Origin of the sequence: Kitasatospora sp. HPM-01-4 (assembly GCF_051374625.1) — a bacterium.
Lineage (GTDB): Bacteria > Actinomycetota > Actinomycetes > Streptomycetales > Streptomycetaceae > Kitasatospora.
Map to the genome: position 1 here is coordinate 4915420 of NZ_JBPQGP010000005.1, position 19711 is coordinate 4935130.

The window sequence follows — 19711 nt, forward strand, 5'->3', positions numbered from 1 at the left end:
CCGGGCCCGCTCGAAAGAGTGATATGCCGTCAGTCGTCTCGCGGCGCTCAGTGCGAGATCGCGTCCCAGCCCTCGACCTCCTGCGGGCTGCGCGCGCCGGGGCCCACGTAGCGCGCGGAGGGGCGCACGAGGCGGCCGGTGCGCTTCTGCTCCAGAATGTGCGCCGACCAGCCGGCCGTGCGGGCACAGGTGAACATCGAGGTGAACATGTGCGCGGGGACCTCGGCGAAGTCCAGCATGATCGCGGCCCAGAACTCCACGTTGGTGGCCAGCACGCGGTCGGGGCGGCGGTTGTGCAGCTCCTCCAGCGCGGCCTTCTCCAGCGCCTCGGCGATCTCGAAGCGCGGTGCGCCGAGCTCCTTGGCGGTCCGGCGCAGCACCCGGGCGCGCGGGTCCTCGGCACGGTAGACGCGGTGGCCGAAGCCCATCAGGCGCTCGCCCTTGTCGAGGGCCTTCTTCACGTAGCCGACGGCGTCACCGGTGCGCTCGATCTCCTCGATCATGTGCAGCACCCGGGAGGGCGCGCCGCCGTGCAGCGGCCCGGACATCGCGCCGACGGCGCCCGAGAGGGCCGCCGCCACGTCGGCACCGGTCGAGGCGATGACCCGGGCGGTGAAGGTGGAGGCGTTCATGCCGTGCTCGGCGGCGGAGGTCCAGTACGCGTCAACGGCCTTGACGTGCTTGGGGTCCGGCTCCCCACGCCAGCGGATCATGAAGCGCTCGACCACGGTCTCGGCCTTGTCGATCTCGCGCTGCGGCACCATCGGCAGGCCCTGGCCGCGCGCGGACTGCGCGACGTAGGAGAGCGCCATGACCGCGGCGCGGGCGAGGTCGTCGCGGGCCTGCTCGGCGGAGATGTCCAGCAGCGGCTTGAGGCCCCAGACCGGCGCGAGCATGGCGAGGGCGGACTGCACGTCGACCCGGATGTCACCGGAGTGCACCGGGATCGGGAACGGCTCCGCGGCGGGCAGGCCCGGGTTGAACTTGCCGTCCACCAGCAGGCCCCAGACGTGCCCGAAGGAGACGTGACCGACCAGGTCGTCGATGTCCACGCCTCGGTAGCGCAGCGCGCCGCCTTCACGGTCGGGCTCGGCGATCTCGCTCTCGAAGGCGACTACTCCCTCAAGCCCGGGTACGAAATCGGACATCAGACGGCTCCTTCAGTGATCCGGTCCGGCGGGTGCCATGGTGGGGCGGTCCCGCCGGGTGACCGATGGTGGTTGGCACTCGGTGCCAGCGTGGCAGGCACGGAGTGCATTGCGCCATACACCACCATGGTGATGTTTCCCCTTGTGCCACATCCAACCCGGCCCCATGGGCGGCATCGGCGGCGGATTTCCCGGAGCTATCCGGATGATTACGGACATAGTCACCGGCCGAAGCACGGCGGCACGGCGGTGGGACACCGGATCTCCCGCCCAGGTTTCCCCGGACGTAGCGGTACCCGACGCTTGTCGTACGGGATGATGTTGGCGTGCCTACCGCGGAACGCCACCCGACACCCCTGACCACGCCGACCGAGGACCGGCCGGGTCCGGACCTGACCGTGATGCGCAAGCATTACCAGCACGAGGGCCTGGTCGAGGAGCAGCTCGCGGCCGACCCGGTCGCCCAGTTCACCCGCTGGTTCCACGAGGCCGACGAGGCCGGCGTGGCGGAGCCGAACGCCATGGTGCTCTCCACCGCCGACGCCGAGGGCCGGCCGAGCTCGCGCACCGTCCTGTTGAAGGGATACGACCGGCGCGGTTTCGTCTTCTACACCAACTACGGTTCGCAGAAGGGGAGTGAACTGTCCGTCAACCCCCATGCGGCGCTGCTCTTCCCGTGGGTCGCGATCGCCCGCCAGGTGCTGGTCACCGGCCGGGTGGAGAAGGTCGGCCGGGACGAGACGGCGGCCTACTTCCGTACCAGGCCGCATGGTTCGCAGCTCGGCGCCTGGGCGAGCGAGCAGTCCAGCCCGGTGAGCAGCCGGGAGGTGCTGGAGCAGCGCTACGCCGAGCTGGAACGCCGCTACCCGGAGGGCGAGGGTGTGCCCGTGCCGCCGTTCTGGGGCGGGTACCGGGTGGTCCCCGAACGGGTGGAGTTCTGGCAGGGCCGGGAGAACCGGCTGCACGACCGGTTGCGCTATGTGGCGGAGGGCGGCGGCTGGCGGGTCGAGCGGCTCTGCCCGTAGCGGGACGCGGAGCGCTGGACGGGGCTCGATCGGTTCTACGCCGGTTGCAGTAGTACGGCGCTCCGCCGATCCGATGGATCGGCCGCGCGAACGGGTGTTTCTCCCGGTTCTGCCCATATGCTCGTGTTTCGGCGACCCGGACTGCGGTTGTAGCCGATGCCGTCAGTCGCAGTAATGCGATTCGCTCAACATGCTGAACCAATTCACCCGGACGGACTAGTAACGGGGAAACCGCAGTCACCTCTCGGGATACTCGCCGTTGGGTGGACCAGGGCGAGGGGAGGTCTTGTGTTTGACCCGCTTCCTCACCGTTCCACTCGCAGAAACGAGACATCACATGGTCGCCGCACTCGTCACCGGGCCAGCTGACCGCGAGGCCGTCGAGGAGCCAGCCCCACGGGCCTCGCTCGCCGCACTCGCCGCTCTGGGCACCGACACCCTCACCGCAGACCTGCACCGGGTGCTGCCGGGCACCGACTCCGGCCGACTCGCCGTGGCGGCCTTCAACTCCTCTATCTGACGGGCTGATACGGCCGGCAGACGCTGATGTCCCCCCTGATGGTCCCGTTCTCGCAGTTCGTGCTCAAAGTGCACAGCAGATGCGACCTCGCCTGTGACCACTGCTACGTGTACGAGCACGCCGACACCAGTTGGCGTGGCAAACCCCGCGCGGTCTCCGAGCGGGTGCTGGTGGCGGCGGCCGAGCGGATCGCCGAACACGCCGGGACACACCGTCTGCCGGCCGTCCACGTCGTCCTCCACGGCGGCGAACCACTGCTCGCGGGCCCGGCCCTGCTGCGGCGGGCCGCCGAGGAACTCCGCCGGGCCCTCCCGCCCGGTTGCGCCCTGGACCTGCGGATCCACACCAACGGTGTGCTGCTCAGCCGGGACTTCTGCGACCTCTTCGCCGAGCTGGAGATCAAGGTCGGGATCTCGCTCGACGGTGATCGCGCGGCCAACGACCGGCACCGCCGCTTCGCCGACGGACGGAGCAGCCACGCCAAGGTGCTCGCCGCGGTCGAGCTGCTGAGGCTCCCCGAGTACCGCCATCTGTACGCGGGGCTGCTCTGCACCATCGACGTGGAGAACGACCCGGTCGCCGTCTACGACGCACTGGTCGCCCTCGAACCGCCCCGGATCGACTTCCTGCTGCCGCACGCCACCTGGGACCAGCCGCCGAAGCGGCCGGACGGCGCGGGGCGGACGCCCTACGCGGATTGGCTGATGGCCGTCTACGACCGCTGGACGAGCACGGGCGGTCCGGTCCCCGTACGTACCTTCGACTCCGTGCACCGCACCCTGCGCGGGCAGTCCAGCCTCACCGAGTCGCTCGGGCTGGACCCGGCCGACCTGGTGGTGATCGAGACCGACGGCACGCTGGAGCAGGCGGACAGCCTGAAGACCGCCTACGACGGCGCACCAACCACCGGCTTCAACCTGTTCGACCACAGCCTGGACGAGGTGGCTGCCCACCCGGGGATGGTGGAACGCCAGTCGGGGCTGGCCGGGTTGTGCGAGGAGTGCCGCTCCTGTCCCGTGGTCCGCTCCTGCGGCGGCGGCCTCTACGCCCACCGCTACCGCAGCGGACGGGACTTCGCCAATCCCTCCGTCTTCTGCGGGGACCTGATGAGTCTGATCACCACCATCCGGGACCGGGTGGCCGCCCGCGTCGCCGTCCCGGCCCAGGGCGCACCGGTCGAACCCGTGCTCACCGAGAGCCAGTTGGACGAGCTGGCGCGGGGCCACGGCGACGCGCCGACCGTGGCTGCGCTGGCCGCTTCCCAACTCGGGGTCACCCGGCGGCTGCTGGCCGCGCTGGCCACCGGGCCGTCCGAAGCATGGTCGCTGCTGACCGAGTTGGACGCCGTCGCGCCCGAGGCGCTGGACGCGGTGCTCGCCCACCCCTATGTCCGGGCCTGGGCGGTGCGCTGCCTGAGCGGTGAGCCGGGCGCCGACCTGGGCTCGCTCGCCGAGATCGCCGCCGCCGCCGCGCTGCGGGCCGGTCTGGACTTCGAGCTGCCGGTGCCGGTGCGCGGCGGCGCGGTCCACCTGCCGACGCTCGGCCGGGTCCTCACGGTCGGTGCCGGCCAGGCCGAACTGCACGGCAACGCCGACGGGTTCACCGTTCGCGGGGTCCGGGTCGGCTGGGACTCGCCGGAGGGCGAGCAGTGGCAGCCCGTCCGGCGCCTGGCGCTGGCGGGCGGCTGGACGGTCGCCCTGGAGGACACCGACCCGCAGCGCGACTGCCACCAGTGGCCGGTCGAGGACCGCCTGGGCGAGTTCGAACTGCTGAACTGGACCGGGGCGTTGCGCGAGGCCTGGGAGCTGATCCTGCGCGATCTGCCCGGCCATGCCCCGGGCATCCGGGTCGGACTCGGCACCATCACCCCGCTCCGCCCGGCCCAGGCCGGCCGGGACGTCAGCGCGGCCGCCCGGCAGGCGTTCGGCACCGTCGGCATCGCCAGGCCCGCCACCGCGCCCACCCTGGCGCTGCTGGTCACGCATGAGTTCCAGCACGTCAAACTGGGTGCCGTGCTGGACTTCCACGATCTGTACGACCCGGCGGACCAGGCACACTACTACGCGCCCTGGCGGCCGGACCCGCGCCCGCTGGAGGGGCTGCTCCAGGGCACCTATGCGCACCTGGCCGTCTCCGAGTACTGGGCCACCCGGGTCCGGGCCTACGACGGGCTGCCGGGCGAGCCGGCCGACCACGCGCGGGTGGAGCTGGCGACCTGGCGGGCGCACACCGCTCAGGCGCTGGACACGCTGGCGGGCTCCGGAGCGCTGACGGCGCTCGGGGCACGCTTCGTCGAGGGAATGCGCGCCGGGCTCGAACCCTCGCTGCAACTGCCGCTCCCCGCGGAGGCGGAGAGTTCCGCGCGCCGGATCGCGGAGCGTAACCTCGCCGAGTGGCGCGCCCGGACCGCGCTGACCGACGCCTGAGGCCGACCGGGAACAGGGAGCGCGGACCTCGGGGAGGGGCGGCGATGCACGACGTGGACCGGCTCGCGCGGGACCTGGCCCGGCTGGGGGTGGAGCGGGGCGAGACCCTGTTGGTGCAGTCCTCACTCCGCTCGATCGGGCCGATGGCGGACGGTGCCGGCACCCTGCTGGCGGCCCTGCGGCGGGTGCTCGGCCCCGAGGGCACCCTGGTGGTCTACACGGCGACCCCGGAGAACTCCAGCACCTCCCGGCTGGCGCTGGCCCCCACCGAGGGGATGACACCCGAGCAGCGCCGGGCGTACTGGGAGGCCAAACCCCCGTTCGACCGTGCCGGGACACCGACATCGAGGATTCTCGGCCACTTTTCCGAGCTGGTCAGACGGCAACCGGGCGCGGTGCGCAGCAGTCATCCGCAGACCTCCTTCGCCGCACTCGGCGGCCAGGCCCGTGAACTGATGCGACGTCACCGCTGGGCGGGCCACCTGGGCCGGCACTCACCGGTGCAGAAGCTGTACGACCGGGGGGCCAGGGCCCTGCTGATCGGCGTGCCCATCTGGTGCTGCACCGCGTTCCACCTCGCCGAGTACCGTCAGGCCGACCCGCCGATGCAGCGCTACGGCTGTGTCGTCACCGATCCCAGGGGGCAGCGGCGCTGGGTGCACTTCGACGCCGTCCACCTGCGGGACGAGCACTTCGAGCCGATGACCTCCGCACTGGAAACGGGCATGCCGAGTCTGCTCGCGGGTACTCTCGGTGATGCGAGCTGCTACCTCCTGCGGATTTCCGAAGGAGTGGATGTGGCGGACAAGTACCTTCGTGATCACCGTAGTTGAGTCTCCGCAGTCCAGCCACCCTGAGTGACGCGAGCACGTGCTGTCGACCGGTGTCGCCCTATTCCCTTGGGGAAGCCTGGGTTCCTAGACTGACAACCCCTCTGCGGGGGAACGACGTAACCGGAGACCGGACGTAGCAGCGGCTACGCCCGGTGCGGTACACCACATCACACACCGGACGGTCTCGGGGGAGGCGCGTGTGTACGACGACCCTGGGGGTTGGGACGAGGACACGGCACGGCCGTACTTCTTCCTCAGCTACGCGCACACCCCGCGAGCGGGCACCAGGGGAGCGGGAGACCCCAACCACTGGGTGAGCAAGCTGTACGAGGACCTCTGCGAGGCCGTGCTCCAGCTCACCGACCTGCCGGAGGGCGCACCGGTCGGATTCATGGACCAGTCCATGCACCAGGGGACGCTGTGGGCGAAACGGCTCTCCCAGGAACTGGCCACCTGCCGGGTCTTCGTCCCGCTCTACTCCCCGCGCTACTTCAACAGCCTGGCCTGCGGCCAGGAGTGGTACTCCTTCACCCAGCGGCCGGTCTACCCGGAGCGCTCCACCTCGGAGCGGACCAGCGGGATCGTGCCGGTGCTCTGGGTCGCCATGGGCAACTACCAGCTGCCCGAGGTGGCCAGCCAGCTCCAGTTCAACCACAGCGGCTTCGGCCCGGACTACGCCGCCGAGGGCCTGTACGCGCTGATGAAGCTGAGCTACTTCCGCGCCTCGTACGAACTGGCCGTGCACCGGCTGGCGAAACGCATCGTCGACGTCGCCGAGGAGACGGTCATCCCGGTCGGGCGGCCGCTCGACTTCCAGTCGCAGCCCAGCGCCTTCAAGGCGCTCGCCCCCACCAAGCAGCTGCGGATCTCGGTGTTCTCCTACCGCCAGTCGGAGCTGCCCCCGGGGCGCAACCCCGACTACTACGGGCAGCGCCGGATCGACTGGCACCCCTACCAGCCGCAGTCCGCACGGCCGTTGGCCGAGCACGCGATGCGGCTGGCCAAGCAGTTGGGCTTCCACCCGAGCATCCACGAGTTCGACCAGGAGGTCGAGGAGATCCTCTCCAACCGGGAGCCCGCCGCGCCCGGAGTGGTGCTGCTGGACCGCTGGGCGCTGCGGGACGAGGAGCGGCGGGAAATGGTCGCCCGGTTCGACCGCGGCAACCCGCCCTGGGTGAGCGTGCTCGAACCGTGGAACACCTCTGATGCGGACTGCGTCGAGCACGATCTGTCGCTCTCCGAACTCAGCGCCAGGACACTGAAGTTGAAACGCCGAGAAGCCAAACCGAGTTTCCAGGAGGACGCCGCGGGACTGGCCACGCTGGAGGACTTCGAGGACGCGCTGCCCCGGGCCGCGATGCGGGCCAAGTACGCCTTCGAGGACCGGACCAGGAGCGGCCAGACCAGGTCGGGCGCACCCAAGCCCAGCCTGCGGGAAGCCTTCGGCGGGGAGCCCAGGCCGTGGCGGCCCGGGGTGGGACGCAGCGATCCGGGCGGTCAGGAGGCGGCCCGTGACCAGGAGGACGGTCCACAGTCGGGGGCCGGTCCAGGGGGAGGAGAGGCATGACCGAGAACCCGACCAGGAACCTGCGGTTGCGGGCCCCGAGCACCACCGCGCCGGCCGAGAGCGAGCCGCAGGCGAACGAGGACCGGCAGGGCCGGATCATCACCTTCTACTCGTACAAGGGCGGCACCGGGCGCACCATGGCGCTGGCCAACACGGCCTGGATCCTGGCCGCCAACGGATTCCGGGTGCTCACCGTCGACTGGGACCTCGAGGCGCCCGGCCTGGCCAGGTTCTTCCACCCCTTCCTCGACCCGGCCGCGCTGGCCGGGACCACCGGGATGATGGACCTGATCACCGAGTACCGGGAGGAGGCGCTGCGCGAGGTCGACCACGCCCCCGGCTGGCACGAGGACTTCGCCCGGGTGCACCCGCACGCCCTGTCGCTCTCCTGGCCCGGCTTCCCGCCCGGCGGCAGCCTGGACTTCCTCTCGGCCGGCCAGCAGAACCGGGACTACTCCGAGTCGGTCGGCCGGCTGGACTGGGACCTGTTCTACGAGCGGTTCGACGGCGGGCAGTTCTTCGACGCGCTGCGCCGGGACATGAGCCGCCGCTACGACTACGTACTGATCGACAGCCGCACCGGCCTGTCCGACATCGCCGAGATCTGCACCGTGCAGATGCCCGACGACCTGGTGGTCTGCTTCACCCTCAGCGACCAGTCCATCGACGGCGCCTCCAAGATCGCCCAGCACATCAACGACCGGTACCGGGAGCGCGGCATCCGGATCCTGCCGGTGCCGATGCGCATCGACGAGGGCGAGAAGGAGAAGGCGGACGCCGGGCGGGCGCTGGCCAGGCTGCGCTTCGCCGGTCTGCCCGAGGGCCTGGCGGAGGAGGAACTCGCCCAGTACTGGGGGTCGGTGGAGGTCCCGTACCGGCCGTTCTACGCCTACGAGGAGATCCTGGCGACCTTCGGGGACCAGGTCGGCACGCCCACCTCGATGCTGGCGGCCTGCGAGCGGATCACCTCGGTGATCACCAAGGGGCGGGTCGCCGGACTGCCGCCGGTGGACGAGGAGGTGCGGCTGCGCTTCGTGGACGCCTACACCCGGCGCCGCCCCACCGTCCCGGCCGACCTGTACCTCAGCTATGTGCCCGAGGACCGGATGTGGGCGGACTGGATCGCCGCCGTGCTGGAGAACGCCGGGTTCCGGGTGGTGCCGAGGGACCTGGGGGCGGGCGCGGACTCCCGCTCGGAGACCGAGCGGGGCATCGACGCCGCCTTCCGGACGGTCGCGGTGTTCTCGGCCGCCTATCTGCGCTCGCCGCAGGCCAGGGCGCTGTGGGACTCGATGGCCGGGTTCGACCCGGCGGGCACCCGCCGCCAGCTGGTCCCGGTCCGGGTCAGCGACGTCCGCCTCGCGGCGCCGTTCAACAGCCGCAACCCGGTCGACCTGGTCGGCCGCGACGAGGACCAGGCCGCCGCGATCCTGCTGCGCGCGCTGGGCCGCGAGAGCGCGAACGGCGAGGGCGGCGGCGGGGCCGTGCCGCGCTTCCCCGGCACCAAGCCCTCGTACTGGTCGGTGCCGCAGCGCAACCCCTCCTTCACCGGGCGCGCCAAGGTCCTGGACGAGCTGCGCGAGCAACTGGTGGGCGGGCCCACGGCGGTGCTGCCCACCCCGCAGACGCTCTACGGGCTCGGCGGTGTCGGCAAGACCCAGCTGGCGCTGGAGTACGCCCACCGGTACATGTCGCACTACGACCTGGTCTGGTGGATCGACGCCGAGCAGACCGAACTGGTCCCCGCCGCCCTGGCGGACCTGGCCAACCGGCTCGGCCTGAGGGTCGGCGACAGCGTCAACGAGGCGGCCGAGGCGGCCCGGGAGGCACTGCGCAGGGGCACCCCGACCTCCCGCTGGCTGCTGATCTTCGACAACGCCGACGAGCCCTCGGAGATCCGCAGGTACTTCCCGGGCGGCTCCGGGCACATCCTGGTGACCTCGCGGAACCAGGCCTGGTCCGGGCAGGCCGGGGTGCTGGGGGTCGACGTCTTCACCCGCGGCGAGAGCATCGAGCACCTGACCCGCCGTACCCGTGGGCTCTCCCGCCAGGACGCCGACCGGGTGGCCGAGGCGGTCGGCGACCTGCCGCTGGCCGTCGAGGTGGCCGCGGCCTGGCTGGACACCACCCGCACCCCCGTGGACACCTACGTCGCCCAGCTGCACGCGGAGGCCACCAAGGCGCTCGCGGTCGGACGCCCGGCCGACTACCCCAGCCAGGTCGGCGCCACCTGGAACGTCTCCATCGCCCGGCTGCGCGAGCAGTCGCCGGCGGCGGTACGGCTGCTGCAGCTCTGCGCGTTCTTCGCACCCGAGCCGATCTCGATGGACCTGTTCTACAGCGACCAGATGATCCGGGCCCTGGTCCGCTACGACGAGGACCTCAGCGACACCTTCATGCTCGGCAAGGTGATCCAGGCGGTCGGCCGGTACGCGCTGGCCAAGGTGGACGCGGCCAGCAACAGCTTCCAGGTGCACCGCCTGGTGCAGGCCGTGGTCCGCGCCGAGATGAGCGAGGACGACCGGGTGAACGCGATGCACGAGGTGCACCGCATCCTGGTCGGCGCCCGTCCGGTGCTCGGCGACACCGACAACCCGGCCAACTGGCCGCGCTTCGAGAAGATCTGGCCGCACCTCGCACCGTCCCGGGCCCAGGACTGCGACGAGCGCGAGACCCGTGAACTGCTGATCGACCGCGTGCGCTACCTCTGGAAGCGCACCGACCTCGACCGGGCCCGCGCCCTGGCCGAGCAGCTGGACACCACCTGGGTCGAGCGGCTGACGGGGGAGAGGGACGAGCTAGAGCGCCGCAACCTGCGCCGCCAGATCCTCAGCCTGAACTTCCAGCTCGCCAACGTGCTCCGCTCGCAGGGCAACTACGCCGACGCGCTGCAGCTCGACGAGTCCACCCTGGCCGGACAGAGGGAACTGCTCGGTGAGCACAACCCGTACACCCTGATGACCGCCGGTTCGCTCGGCGCCGACCTGCGGGCGCTCGGCCGGTTCCAGGACGCACTCGACCTTGACCTCGAAACCTACAGCCAGTTCCGGGAGTTGTTCGGCGACGAGAACGCCCGCACCCTCTCCATCGCCAACAACCTGGCCATCGACTACCGCCTGGTCGGCGACAGCGAGGCCGCCCGCGACCTGGACCAGGAGACCTTCGACCGCCGGCTCGCCGTCCTCGGCCCCAGGCACCCGTACACCCTCTCCAGCAAGTCCAACCTGGCCCGCGACCTGCGCGAGGTCGGCGACTACAAGGGCTCCATCGAGCTCCTCCGCGAGGTCACCGAGGAGCTCGCCGACATCCTCCAGCCCGACCTGCCGGAGAACCTGCGCAACGCCAAGTCCCTTGCGGTGTCGCTGCGCAGGGAGGGCCATCTGCGCGAGGCCCGGCAGCTCACCATGCAGACCTACGAGCGCTACCTCGACCGGTACGGCGCGGAGGCGGCCGACACCCTGGCCTGCGCGCTCAACCTGGCGGCCGACCACTCGGCCTCCGGGGACAAGGAGGCCGCCCGCGACCTCGCCACCACGGTCTACGAGGGCCACCGGCGGCTGTTCGGCGACGAGCACCCGTTCACCCTGGCCTGCGAGAACAACCTCGGTATCTACCTGCGCGGCAGCGGCGAGGTCGAGGAGGCGATCCGGCGCGGGCGGCACACCGTCGAGGGTCTCCAACGGGTGCTCGGGCCCGACCACCCGTTCACGCTCAACGCGATGATCAACCTGGCCAACGCGTACGGCGAGGACGGGCAGTTGGCGAAGGCGGAGGACCTGGAGCGGACGGCCTACACGGGGCTGTGCAGCCGGTACAACCCGGCCCATCCGGACGCCGTCGCCTGCGAGGCCAATCTGGGGGTCACCCTCCGCAAGGCGGGGCGGCTCTCCCAGGCCACCGAACTGCGGGACCACGCGGTGGCCGAACTGATCCGCCTCTTCGGCGAGGAGCACCCCAACACGGTCTCCGCCCGGGGCTGGAAGCGGATCAACCGCGACCTCGAGCCCCAGCCGGTGTAGGACCGGACCCGCACCGGGCGCCTCCGCTCTCCGGCGGAGGCGCCCGGGTCCTGCCGGCCGGGGCGGCCCTTGGGCGGACCGCAGGAGTTCCCCGCCGCCTCCCAAGGGGGCGTGTACGCTGCCGGGCTGTGACCGAGACCTTGCCGCCGCCGTCCGTACTCGTCACCCGCCGGCTCGCTCCGGGGGTGCTGGAACGGCTCACGCCGTTCTGTGCCGTCACCCTGCACGACGACGATCTGCCCATGGCCAGGCCCGAGTTGCTCAGCGCGGTGGCCGGCCGGACAGCCGTGATCACCACCCTGGACGACGTGGTGGACGCCGAGTTCCTGGACGCGGCCGGCCCCTCCCTGCGGCTGGTCGCCAACCATGCGGTGGGTGCGCACAACGTGGACCTCGCCGCCTGCGCCGCGCGAGGGGTGACGGTCACCAACACCCCCGGCGTGCTCACCGAGTCCACCGCGGACATGGCCTGGGCGCTGCTGCTGGCCGCCACCCGGCGGCTCGGCGAGGGCGAGCGCCTGCTGCGCTCCGGACGCCCCTGGGCCTGGGCGCCCAACTTCCTGCTCGGCATGGAACTGTCCGGCACCCCGCTGGGCATCCTCGGCATGGGACGGATCGGCCAGGCCGTGGCCCGCCGCGCCGCGGCCTTCAACATGCCGGTCTGCTACCACAACCGAACCCGGCCGTCCGGTGACACTCCCCAGGGGGATCCCCGGTGGCTCCCGCTGGACGAACTGCTCGACCGGTCCCAGGTGCTGGTGGTCACCTGCCCGCTCAACGCCGCTACCAGGCACCTGCTCGACGCCGAACGCCTGGCCCGACTGCCCGAGGGGGCGGTGGTGGTCAGCATGACCGCGGGAGTGGTGGACGAGGAGGCGCTGGCGGCCGCCCTGGACTCCGGCGCGCTGTTCGCGGCGGCCGTGGACAACTTCGAGCACGAGCCCGAGGTGCCGGCCGCCCTGCTCGCCCAGGAGCGGGCCGTACTGGCACCGCACCTGGGCAGCGCCACCGTACGCACCCGGCAGGCCATGGGCGGCCTGGCCGTCGACAACGTCCTCGCCGTCCTGGCGGGTTCCGACCCGCTCACGCCGATCGGAACCCGCTAGCCGGGCGCGCCCCGCCGGTTCGAAGGTCAGCCGGCCGCCCCGGCCGCCCACTTCAGTTCCTCGGCCATCACCCGCAGGGCGCCGAAGTGGGCGGCGCCGGGCTCCAGGTAGAGCTCGGCGCCGGGGATGTGGTCGGCGAGCCACTGGGAGTGCTCGACCGGGGAGAACTGGTCGTCGGCGCCGTGCCAGAGCCTGGTCGGAACGGTGATGTCCTCCACCTTGAAGCCCCAGTCGGTGGTGAAGGCCAGCACGTCGTCGATCCAGCCGTGGGCGCCGTACCTGAACGCCTCCCGGTAGGTGCTCAGCAGCATCCGGCGGATTCCGGCGTCGGAGACCACCGACCGGTCCGCGGGCGGGAGTTCGGGGACCAGGCCCTTGATCAGGGCGGCCGGGTCGTCCTTGATCTTCCGGGACCTGACCTGGAAGGCGTCGACGAAGCGGTGCGGGCCGCGTTCGACCTCGCTGTATCCGCGCCGGTTGGCCTCGGTCATCCCGGCGTACCAGTCGAGCCCCTCCGCGTGCCGGGGGGCCAGGCAGACGAGTGCCGACACCCTGGTGACCCGGTCCGGCAGCAGCGCCGCGCAGGCCAGTGCGTGCGGTCCGCCGCCGGAGCGGCCGAGCACCGCGAAGCCGCCGATGCCCAGTGCGTCGGCGATGGCCGTCACATCGGCGGCGGCCGAGCCCACCCGGCGGCCGGGCAGGCGGGTGGAGTCGCCGTAGCCGGGGCGGTCGAAGGAGATCAGCCGCACCCCGAGGCGGTACAGCACCGAGGCGCGCGGCAGCGGGCCGACCCGGCTGCCGGGGGTGCCGTGCATCAGGAAGACCGGACGGCCCTGCATGTCTCCGTGGGTGTCCACCGCCAGCCTGCGGCCGTCAGGGGTATGGACCAGGAGTTCGGCCACTCGGTCTCTCCTTCGTCAGGGGACAGAGATCCTTAACGCAGTTCCAGGGTAAGGGAGTTGGCTGCCAGGGATCTTCTGTCGGCGGCAACCGGCGCCGCAGGGCCGCGTCGCACCGCGCCGTCGGAAATGTCCATGTCTGGTACATGCCCGCTCTGAGGGCCGGTCACCCGGCCACATCCAGGTTCCTGACCTCGCGACGGGCCTGCCAGGTGGTGTGCTCCCGTGAGATCGCGTCCTCGGCGTCCCTGGCGATCCGGGCCCAGGTCTCCTCGGCCTCCCCCGAACCCACCTCCAGGCTGCCCAACTGGGCCTCGATCACGGCCAGTTCGGAGGCGGCCAGCGAGTAGGCGGCCGACTGTGGCCGGTACTGGCGCAGCTGGGCCCAGGCGGCGATCGAGGCGGCGACGGCGGAGACCGTGCCGAGCGCGTCGTAGCCGAAGTACCCGAGCGCGCGCAGCACCGCCAGCCCGAGGCCGAGCATCGGCAGCGCGATGCCGAACACGCTGGTCCAGCGGCTGGCGACGGCGCACTGCCGGGCCTTGGCCCGGTACCAGTCGCGCTGTGTCCGCACCCGCTCCCGCAGATAGACCTCGCGCCGGACGGCCAGTGGCTGCTCACGCAGTGCCGCCATGGTCTCGGTGATCTGCGGGTGGTTGGGCGCCCGCCCGTCCACCGGTCCGCGCCAGGTGGCCAGCTCGGCCTGTACCCGGTCCAGCCGGGGGATCGCCCGGCTGGCGCCGAACTGGCCGATGATGCCGCCGAGTTGCGCGTCGTACAGCAGCTCGGCATCGGGCAGGGTGCGCGGTGGCGGCTGATAGGCGTCGGCGCGGACGGCGTACTTCCAGGAGAGCGTCTTGACCGACTCGGCGGCGGCCCGGCCCTCGTACCAGAGGCCCTGCGGGTTCTGGCGGCCGATCACGGCCGCGAGGGCGACGGTGCACAGGTAGGCGAAGGCCGCGGTCCAGGCCCAGCGCGTGCCGTCCGCCGAACCCGAGGCCGCCGCCGCGACCAGGAGCAGCAGCTCCCAGCGGGAGAGCGCGACGGCGCGGTGCTGCCCCTGCAGTGAGGAGGAGTCCGCCGTCCAGAACAGCTCGGGCAGCAGCTCGCGCTCCTCGAAGCGCCGGTTCGACCGCCCTGACTCCGCTGCCATGTCGGCCCCCACTGCTGCCTCGCCGTGTCACCAGCAGGTACCTACTGCCCCGGCCACGTGTCCGGTACGCGTCGCCTCCGGCCAATCTCCGGCCGCCGGGCGCCCGCCGGGGCAGCTCTCGCGCCCCCGTCCGAAGCCCCTAGTACGCGTAGTAGATCCGGTCGGCGTTCTCGGCCATCAGCCGGGCGTTCCACTCCGTGCCGCCGTCCACGTTGCCGGAGCGGAACAGCGGCGGGGTGATGCCCCGGTCGGTGAGTTTCCCGACCGCCGTGGCGACCACGGCCTGCATCAGCGCACTGGTCACGACGGTGGAGACGGAGCCGAAGGTGGTCCCGGCGCCGGGGTGCGACAGCTCGCCGTCACCGACCGCGATCTTGCTGTCCAGCACCACGTCGCAGTGGTCCTTGAGGTACGTCCCGGACGGGTGCTGCGAGGAGACCTCGGCCGGGTACGCCAGCGAGGTGACCCCGATCACCCGCAGCCCGCGCGACCTGGCGTGCTGGGCCAGTTCGACCGGCATGACCTGCCGTCCGGAGAGCGAGATCACGAACAGGAGGTCTCCCGCGCGGGCCGGGGTGAGGTCCAGCGTGGCCGGAGCCAGGCCGGAGACCCGTTCCAGCGCGCTGCCGAGCGGCGCGGGCATCACGTTGACCCCGACCATGCCGGGCACGTTCAGCAGATTGACCACGGCCAGTCCGCCGGCCCGGTAGACCACGTCCTGGGCGGCCAGCGAGGAGTGCCCGGCACCGAAGGTGAAGATCCTCCTACCCTCCGCCACCGCGTCGGCCAGCAGTGACGCGGCCTGCTCGATGGTCCGGGCCTCCTCGGTACGGACTCGCTGGAGGTGGGCCACCGCGGCATCGAAGTACTGCCCGGCCAGGTCGCTCATCAGATCTCCGTACCGTGCTGTGCGGTCGGGACGGTCCGGACCGCGGTTCGGGAAAGCCATGGAGAAAGCTACGGCGAGCACGGTGCGGCCTGCGGTGGCCCGCTGTCAACAGGGGCGAAATGCCCTGGGCATAAGGCCCGGGCGGCTCTGGTTGTCCGCGCGGTACGTCAGAATTGGCGGTGAGGACACCGATGAACGGAGCCGGCTGCGATGTCTGGGCTGATCGACACCACTGAGATGTACCTTCGGACCATCCTGGAGCTGGAGGAAGAGGGCATCACCCCGATGCGCGCCAGGATCGCCGAGCGCCTGGAACAGAGCGGCCCCACCGTGAGCCAGACCGTGGGGCGGATGGAGCGCGACGGCCTGCTCCGGGTCGCCGGTGACCGGCACCTGGAACTGACCGAGGACGGCCGCCGGCTCGCCACCCGGGTCATGCGCAAGCACCGCATCGCCGAGTGCCTGCTGGTCGACGTGATCGGCCTGGAGTGGGAGGAGGTGCACGAGGAGGCCTGCCGCTGGGAGCACGTGATGAGCGAGACGGTGGAGCGCAAGGTGCTCGCGATGCTCGGCCACCCCACCCAGTCCCCGTACGGCAACCCGATCCCGGGTCTGGACGAGCTCGGCGACACCAAGGCCGAGGGCGAGGGCTTCGACGCCGGCCTGGTCACCCTGGACGCGGTGCAGCCGGGCGAGGGCGGGACCAGCGTGGTGGTCCGCCGGATCGGTGAGCCGATCCAGACCGACGAGGACCTGATGCGTACGCTGCGCCGCGCCGGGGTCCGCCCGGGTGCCACCGTCCAGGTCGCGGCCGGGGTCGGCGGTCTGCTGGTCGGCAGCGGCGAGAGCCCGGCCGAACTGGGCAAGGACATCACGGCCCACGTCTTCGTCACCCAGCCCTGAGCCGTCGGGGGTGCCCCGTCCGGGCGTGAGCGGGTGGCCGTCGTCAGGAGGCGGGGCGGCGGGCACCTGGGCCGTGCGCACCCGCGCGAAGCGGGGCCCCACGCCCCGCCGGGGCCGTCAGGGGCGCCGCGTGCGGCCCGGCCGCAGCCGTCCTCCGTCCCGAGCGGCTCATCGTGCGCTCTTCGGCCCCCGAGGAGGGGCCGTCCGGCCGAACGCCGATGAGCCCGGTGCATCCCCGTGCACCGGGCTCATCGGCCCTCCCCAGTCCTCCCCGTTTCCCTCCCCGACCCCCGGCCCGTGCCACTCGACCACCCCGAGCGCGGTCGGTACCACGGCCCCCCGGCTTCCTCCCCGTCCACCGCGCTCGGCTTCCCCGTCCGAGCGCCCTCCCCGGTGTCCCCCGGTCCTGCTGCCCCCTGGTGCCCCGCTGTGGCCCTGTGCCCTGCGGTGTCCTGCTGCGCTGCCCTCCTGTCCGTCTCGCCGGCCGCCCCTCTCGTCGGAATTCCTCCCCTCGGCAGATCACCGCAATCCTTGAGTGCCGTCACTCGTACGAGGGGCTTTCGCTCCTGACGATCGGGTACACCGGTCTTTTATCCGCACATGCGTCTGACGGGCCCTGCCTCCGGTGGGAGACAGGGCCCGTCAGGTGCGCGTGTGGTGTCGCGCAGCGCCGCCCCTCACCCGATAGGCGTAGGGCAGTGGCCGGGGTACCGCCGGACGGCCGTCCGCGGCGGGGTCAGCGCGCGGCCACCGGCTGGCTCCTCGGCGCGGCGGCGGGTGTCGCCCCGCCCCGCCCGCAGGCGTACGCGAGCGGGCTGATCAGCTCGGCGGCGTCCGGCAGCCAGCGGTTCAGCGCGGACGGCGGCCGGGCCCACTGGGCGAACCGGTACCCGCCGACCCGGGAGGGCGGGGCGACGATGAAGTCGTCCTCGCCGCGGGCCGTCAGATCGAGCCGGCCGGGGGCCCAGCCCTGCCTGCGCAGCAGCTCCGGCAGCTTGCTCTGCCCGCCGGGCAGTACCAGGAAGTGCAGCCGCCGCCCGATCTGCCCGGCCGCCGCCGGTACGGCCACCACCGGGCCCAGCTGCAGTCCCATCCGCTCCATCCGGGCCAGCGCCAGGCAGCCCGCCACCTCCGGGACGTCCAGTACGTCGAAGGAGCGCCCGGTGGGCAGCAGGATCGAGGCCGACGGGGTCCTGGTCCACCAGTGCCGGACCACGCCGGGGCCGGAACTGGCCTCGCGGCGCCAGTCGGGGCTGGCGGGGTGTGCGCCGGGGAGCGCACAGCCGAGGTCGCCGCACGAGCAGCGCGCCGGGCCGTCCCCCTCGATCAGCCATGCGCCGGGGACGACTTCCCAGTGCCGGTCCTCCACGTATCTGACGGCTTCGACGAGAAGTGGGGGCAGCTCCTGCGACTGGGTTCCTGGGGTGTCATCCACGCGGTGCTCAACTACCGTCAGTGAGTGGGGTTACGGCTGCGATCGGGGCGGTCAAACCGCCGGAGGCGATGTCACCCGTATCGGTGATGACGCCCAACCCCGGTAGGGCGCAGTGCAGTCGAACGGGGGTCGCGCCCGGCGCAGCAGGGGGCGCACAGGGGCATTTGGCAGGGCGCGCGGGGAGTGGATTGCTCACCGTGGGTATCCCGCTGGTGTCGCTGATCGCTAATCTGGGGTCAGAAGCCCTAACCGGTCGGCACGTCGGCACCAGAGCATGCAGAATCGTCGCCCTCCGGTCCAGGGCCGGGGGCGTGGGGAGGCGAAACCCATGGCCGCGAGACCACTTGTCGCACGACAGCCCAACGAGCGCTTGCAGCAGCTGATCCAGGAAGCGAGCTGCTCGAACGCCGGGCTCGCCCGCCGGGTGAATCTCTGCGGCGCCGAGCACGGCCTCGACCTGCGCTACGACAAGACCTCGGTCGCCCGGTGGCTGCGCGGTCAGCAGCCGCGTGGCCAGGCGCCCGCCGTGATCGCCGAGGCGCTGGGCCGCAAGCTCGGCCGGAGCGTCACGGTGGACGAGATCGGCATGGCCGACGGCAAGAACCTCAGCTCCGGTGTCGGGCTGCAGTTCGCGCCCACCCTGAGCGCCGCCCTCGAGCAGGTCTGCGAGCTCTGGCGCAGCGACGTCGGCCGCCGCGAGTTCCTGACCGGGGCGACGGTGGCCGCCTCCGCGCTGGTCGAGCCGAGCCGGGACTGGCTGATCACCCCGCCCGACCCGGTGGTGGCCCGCACCGGCGGCCCCCGGGTCGGCCCGGCCGACGTGGCGGCGATCCGGGCGACCACCCAGATGCTGGTCGAGCTGGACCACCGCTTCGGCAGCGGCCACGTCCGCCCGGTGGTGGTGCACTACCTCAACTCCGTGGTCTCCGGTCTGATCGGCGGTGCGTACCGGGAGGAGACCGGCCGTCAGCTCTTCGCCGCGGTCGCCAGACTCACCGAGCTGGCGGGCTACATGGCGGTGGACACCGGTCAACCCGGCCTCGCCCAGCGGTACTACATCCAGGCGCTGCGGCTCGCCCAGGCCGCCGACGACCGCGGGTACGGCGGCTATGTGCTCGCCGCCTCGATGAGCCACCTGGCGGCGACCCTCGGAAATCCGCGTGAGATCGCCCAACTCGCCCGCGCCGCACAGGAGGGCGCCCGCACGGTGGCCACCCCGACCGCGATGGCGATGTTCTACGCGGCGGAGGCCAGGGGGCACGCCCTGCTCGGCGACGCCCGCTCCTGCGAGGCGGTGGCGGCCAAGGCGGTGGCCGCGATGGAGCAGCGCAACCCGCAGGACGACCCCGACTGGATCGTCCACTTCGACGAGGCCTACCTGGCCGACGAGCTGGCGCACTGCCACCGGGACTTGGAACAGGCCGCGCAGGCCGAGCGCTACGCCAGGACCGCGCTCGAACTCCACCCGCCGACCCGGGTCCGGCGCCGTGCGGTGGACTTGGTGCTGCTCGCCACCGCCCAGCTCCAGCAGCGCGACGTCGAACGGGCCTGTGAGACGGGCGCGCAGGCCATCCGGCTGCTCAGCGGGCTGCGGTCGAACCGCGGTGTGGAGTACCTGGACGACTTCCGCCGCAGGCTCGAGCCGTACCGGGACAACCGGGTGGTCCGGGAGTTCCAGGCCCGGGTCGACGTGGAGGCCGCGTGAGAGAAGACCGGCCCACGTAGTCACCCGTGCCGGCGAACAGGTAGCGTGGGCCCGATATTCGGCGTTACAAGCGCCGTACGGCG

14 protein-coding genes are annotated in these 19711 nt (G+C 72.1%); 9 read left to right on the plus strand and 5 right to left on the minus strand.

Annotation, left to right across the window (positions count from 1 at the left end):
* Window positions 1-47 precede the first annotated feature (47 nt).
* On the minus strand, window positions 48-1148 hold the full coding sequence (locus tag ACSMTC_RS21405) for a citrate synthase 2 (protein ID WP_436561318.1): 1101 nt from the start codon (window positions 1146-1148) through the stop codon (window positions 48-50).
* A 401-nt stretch (window positions 1149-1549) separates the two neighbouring features.
* Between ACSMTC_RS21405 and pdxH the strand changes: the two genes are divergently transcribed.
* The 7 genes from pdxH (at window position 1550) to ACSMTC_RS21440 (ending at window position 12644) form a co-directional block, all read left to right on the plus strand.
* The gene (gene pdxH, locus ACSMTC_RS21410; RefSeq protein ID WP_436564758.1) at window positions 1550-2173 is read left to right on the plus strand and encodes a pyridoxamine 5'-phosphate oxidase; all 624 of its coding nucleotides are present in this window, start codon (window positions 1550-1552) and stop codon (window positions 2171-2173) included.
* Window positions 2174-2510: 337 nt separating this feature from the next.
* Window positions 2511-2693 (plus strand): FxSxx-COOH cyclophane-containing RiPP peptide, encoded by a 183-nt coding sequence (gene fxsA, locus ACSMTC_RS21415; RefSeq protein WP_436561319.1) that lies wholly within the window; start codon window positions 2511-2513, stop codon window positions 2691-2693.
* 26 nt (window positions 2694-2719) lie between these two features.
* Window positions 2720-5119, plus strand: coding sequence for an FxsB family cyclophane-forming radical SAM/SPASM peptide maturase (locus ACSMTC_RS21420; protein WP_436561320.1), 2400 nt, complete (start codon window positions 2720-2722; stop codon window positions 5117-5119).
* 44 nt (window positions 5120-5163) lie between these two features.
* Window positions 5164-5952, plus strand: coding sequence for an AAC(3) family N-acetyltransferase (locus ACSMTC_RS21425; RefSeq protein ID WP_436561321.1), 789 nt, complete (start codon window positions 5164-5166; stop codon window positions 5950-5952).
* Window positions 5953-6151: 199 nt separating this feature from the next.
* Complete coding sequence (locus tag ACSMTC_RS21430) at window positions 6152-7519, plus strand: TIR-like protein FxsC (protein ID WP_436561322.1); 1368 nt, start codon at window positions 6152-6154, stop codon at window positions 7517-7519.
* Window positions 7516-11538: an FxSxx-COOH system tetratricopeptide repeat protein gene (gene fxsT, locus ACSMTC_RS21435; protein ID WP_436561323.1), complete on the plus strand. Its 4023-nt coding sequence runs from the start codon at window positions 7516-7518 to the stop codon at window positions 11536-11538. The genes ACSMTC_RS21430 and fxsT overlap by 4 nt, the downstream gene beginning before the upstream one ends.
* Before the next feature lie 128 nt (window positions 11539-11666).
* Entirely contained in the window at window positions 11667-12644 is a 978-nt protein-coding gene (locus ACSMTC_RS21440; protein WP_436561324.1) for a 2-hydroxyacid dehydrogenase, read from the plus strand.
* A gap of 26 nt (window positions 12645-12670) precedes the next feature.
* On the opposite strand, the gene ACSMTC_RS21445 is transcribed toward ACSMTC_RS21440, so the two are convergent.
* The 3 genes from ACSMTC_RS21445 to ACSMTC_RS21455 all read right to left on the minus strand — a co-directional run bounded on the left by ACSMTC_RS21445 (window position 12671) and on the right by ACSMTC_RS21455 (window position 15585).
* Window positions 12671-13546, minus strand: coding sequence for an alpha/beta fold hydrolase (locus ACSMTC_RS21445; RefSeq protein ID WP_436561325.1), 876 nt, complete (start codon window positions 13544-13546; stop codon window positions 12671-12673).
* Between the two features lie 163 nt (window positions 13547-13709).
* The gene (locus ACSMTC_RS21450; protein WP_436561326.1) at window positions 13710-14696 is read right to left on the minus strand and encodes a DUF4231 domain-containing protein; all 987 of its coding nucleotides are present in this window, start codon (window positions 14694-14696) and stop codon (window positions 13710-13712) included.
* A gap of 139 nt (window positions 14697-14835) precedes the next feature.
* Entirely contained in the window at window positions 14836-15585 is a 750-nt protein-coding gene (locus ACSMTC_RS21455; RefSeq protein WP_436561327.1) for a sugar isomerase domain-containing protein, read from the minus strand.
* Between the two features lie 210 nt (window positions 15586-15795).
* Between ACSMTC_RS21455 and ACSMTC_RS21460 the strand changes: the two genes are divergently transcribed.
* Window positions 15796-16488 carry an iron-dependent transcriptional repressor DtxR gene (locus tag ACSMTC_RS21460; RefSeq protein ID WP_436561328.1) on the plus strand — a complete coding sequence of 231 codons (693 nt, stop codon included), beginning with the start codon at window positions 15796-15798 and terminating at the stop codon, window positions 16486-16488.
* A 736-nt stretch (window positions 16489-17224) separates the two neighbouring features.
* Here ACSMTC_RS21460 and ACSMTC_RS21465 read toward each other — a convergent pair.
* A complete protein-coding gene (locus tag ACSMTC_RS21465; protein WP_436561329.1) occupies window positions 17225-17923 on the minus strand; it encodes a bifunctional DNA primase/polymerase in 699 nt (232 codons plus the stop codon).
* A gap of 328 nt (window positions 17924-18251) precedes the next feature.
* Here ACSMTC_RS21465 and ACSMTC_RS21470 point away from each other — a divergent pair, with 328 nt between their 5' ends.
* Window positions 18252-19628 carry an NsdA family TPR-like regulatory protein gene (locus ACSMTC_RS21470; RefSeq protein WP_436561330.1) on the plus strand — a complete coding sequence of 459 codons (1377 nt, stop codon included), beginning with the start codon at window positions 18252-18254 and terminating at the stop codon, window positions 19626-19628.
* Window positions 19629-19711: the final 83 nt, after the last annotated feature.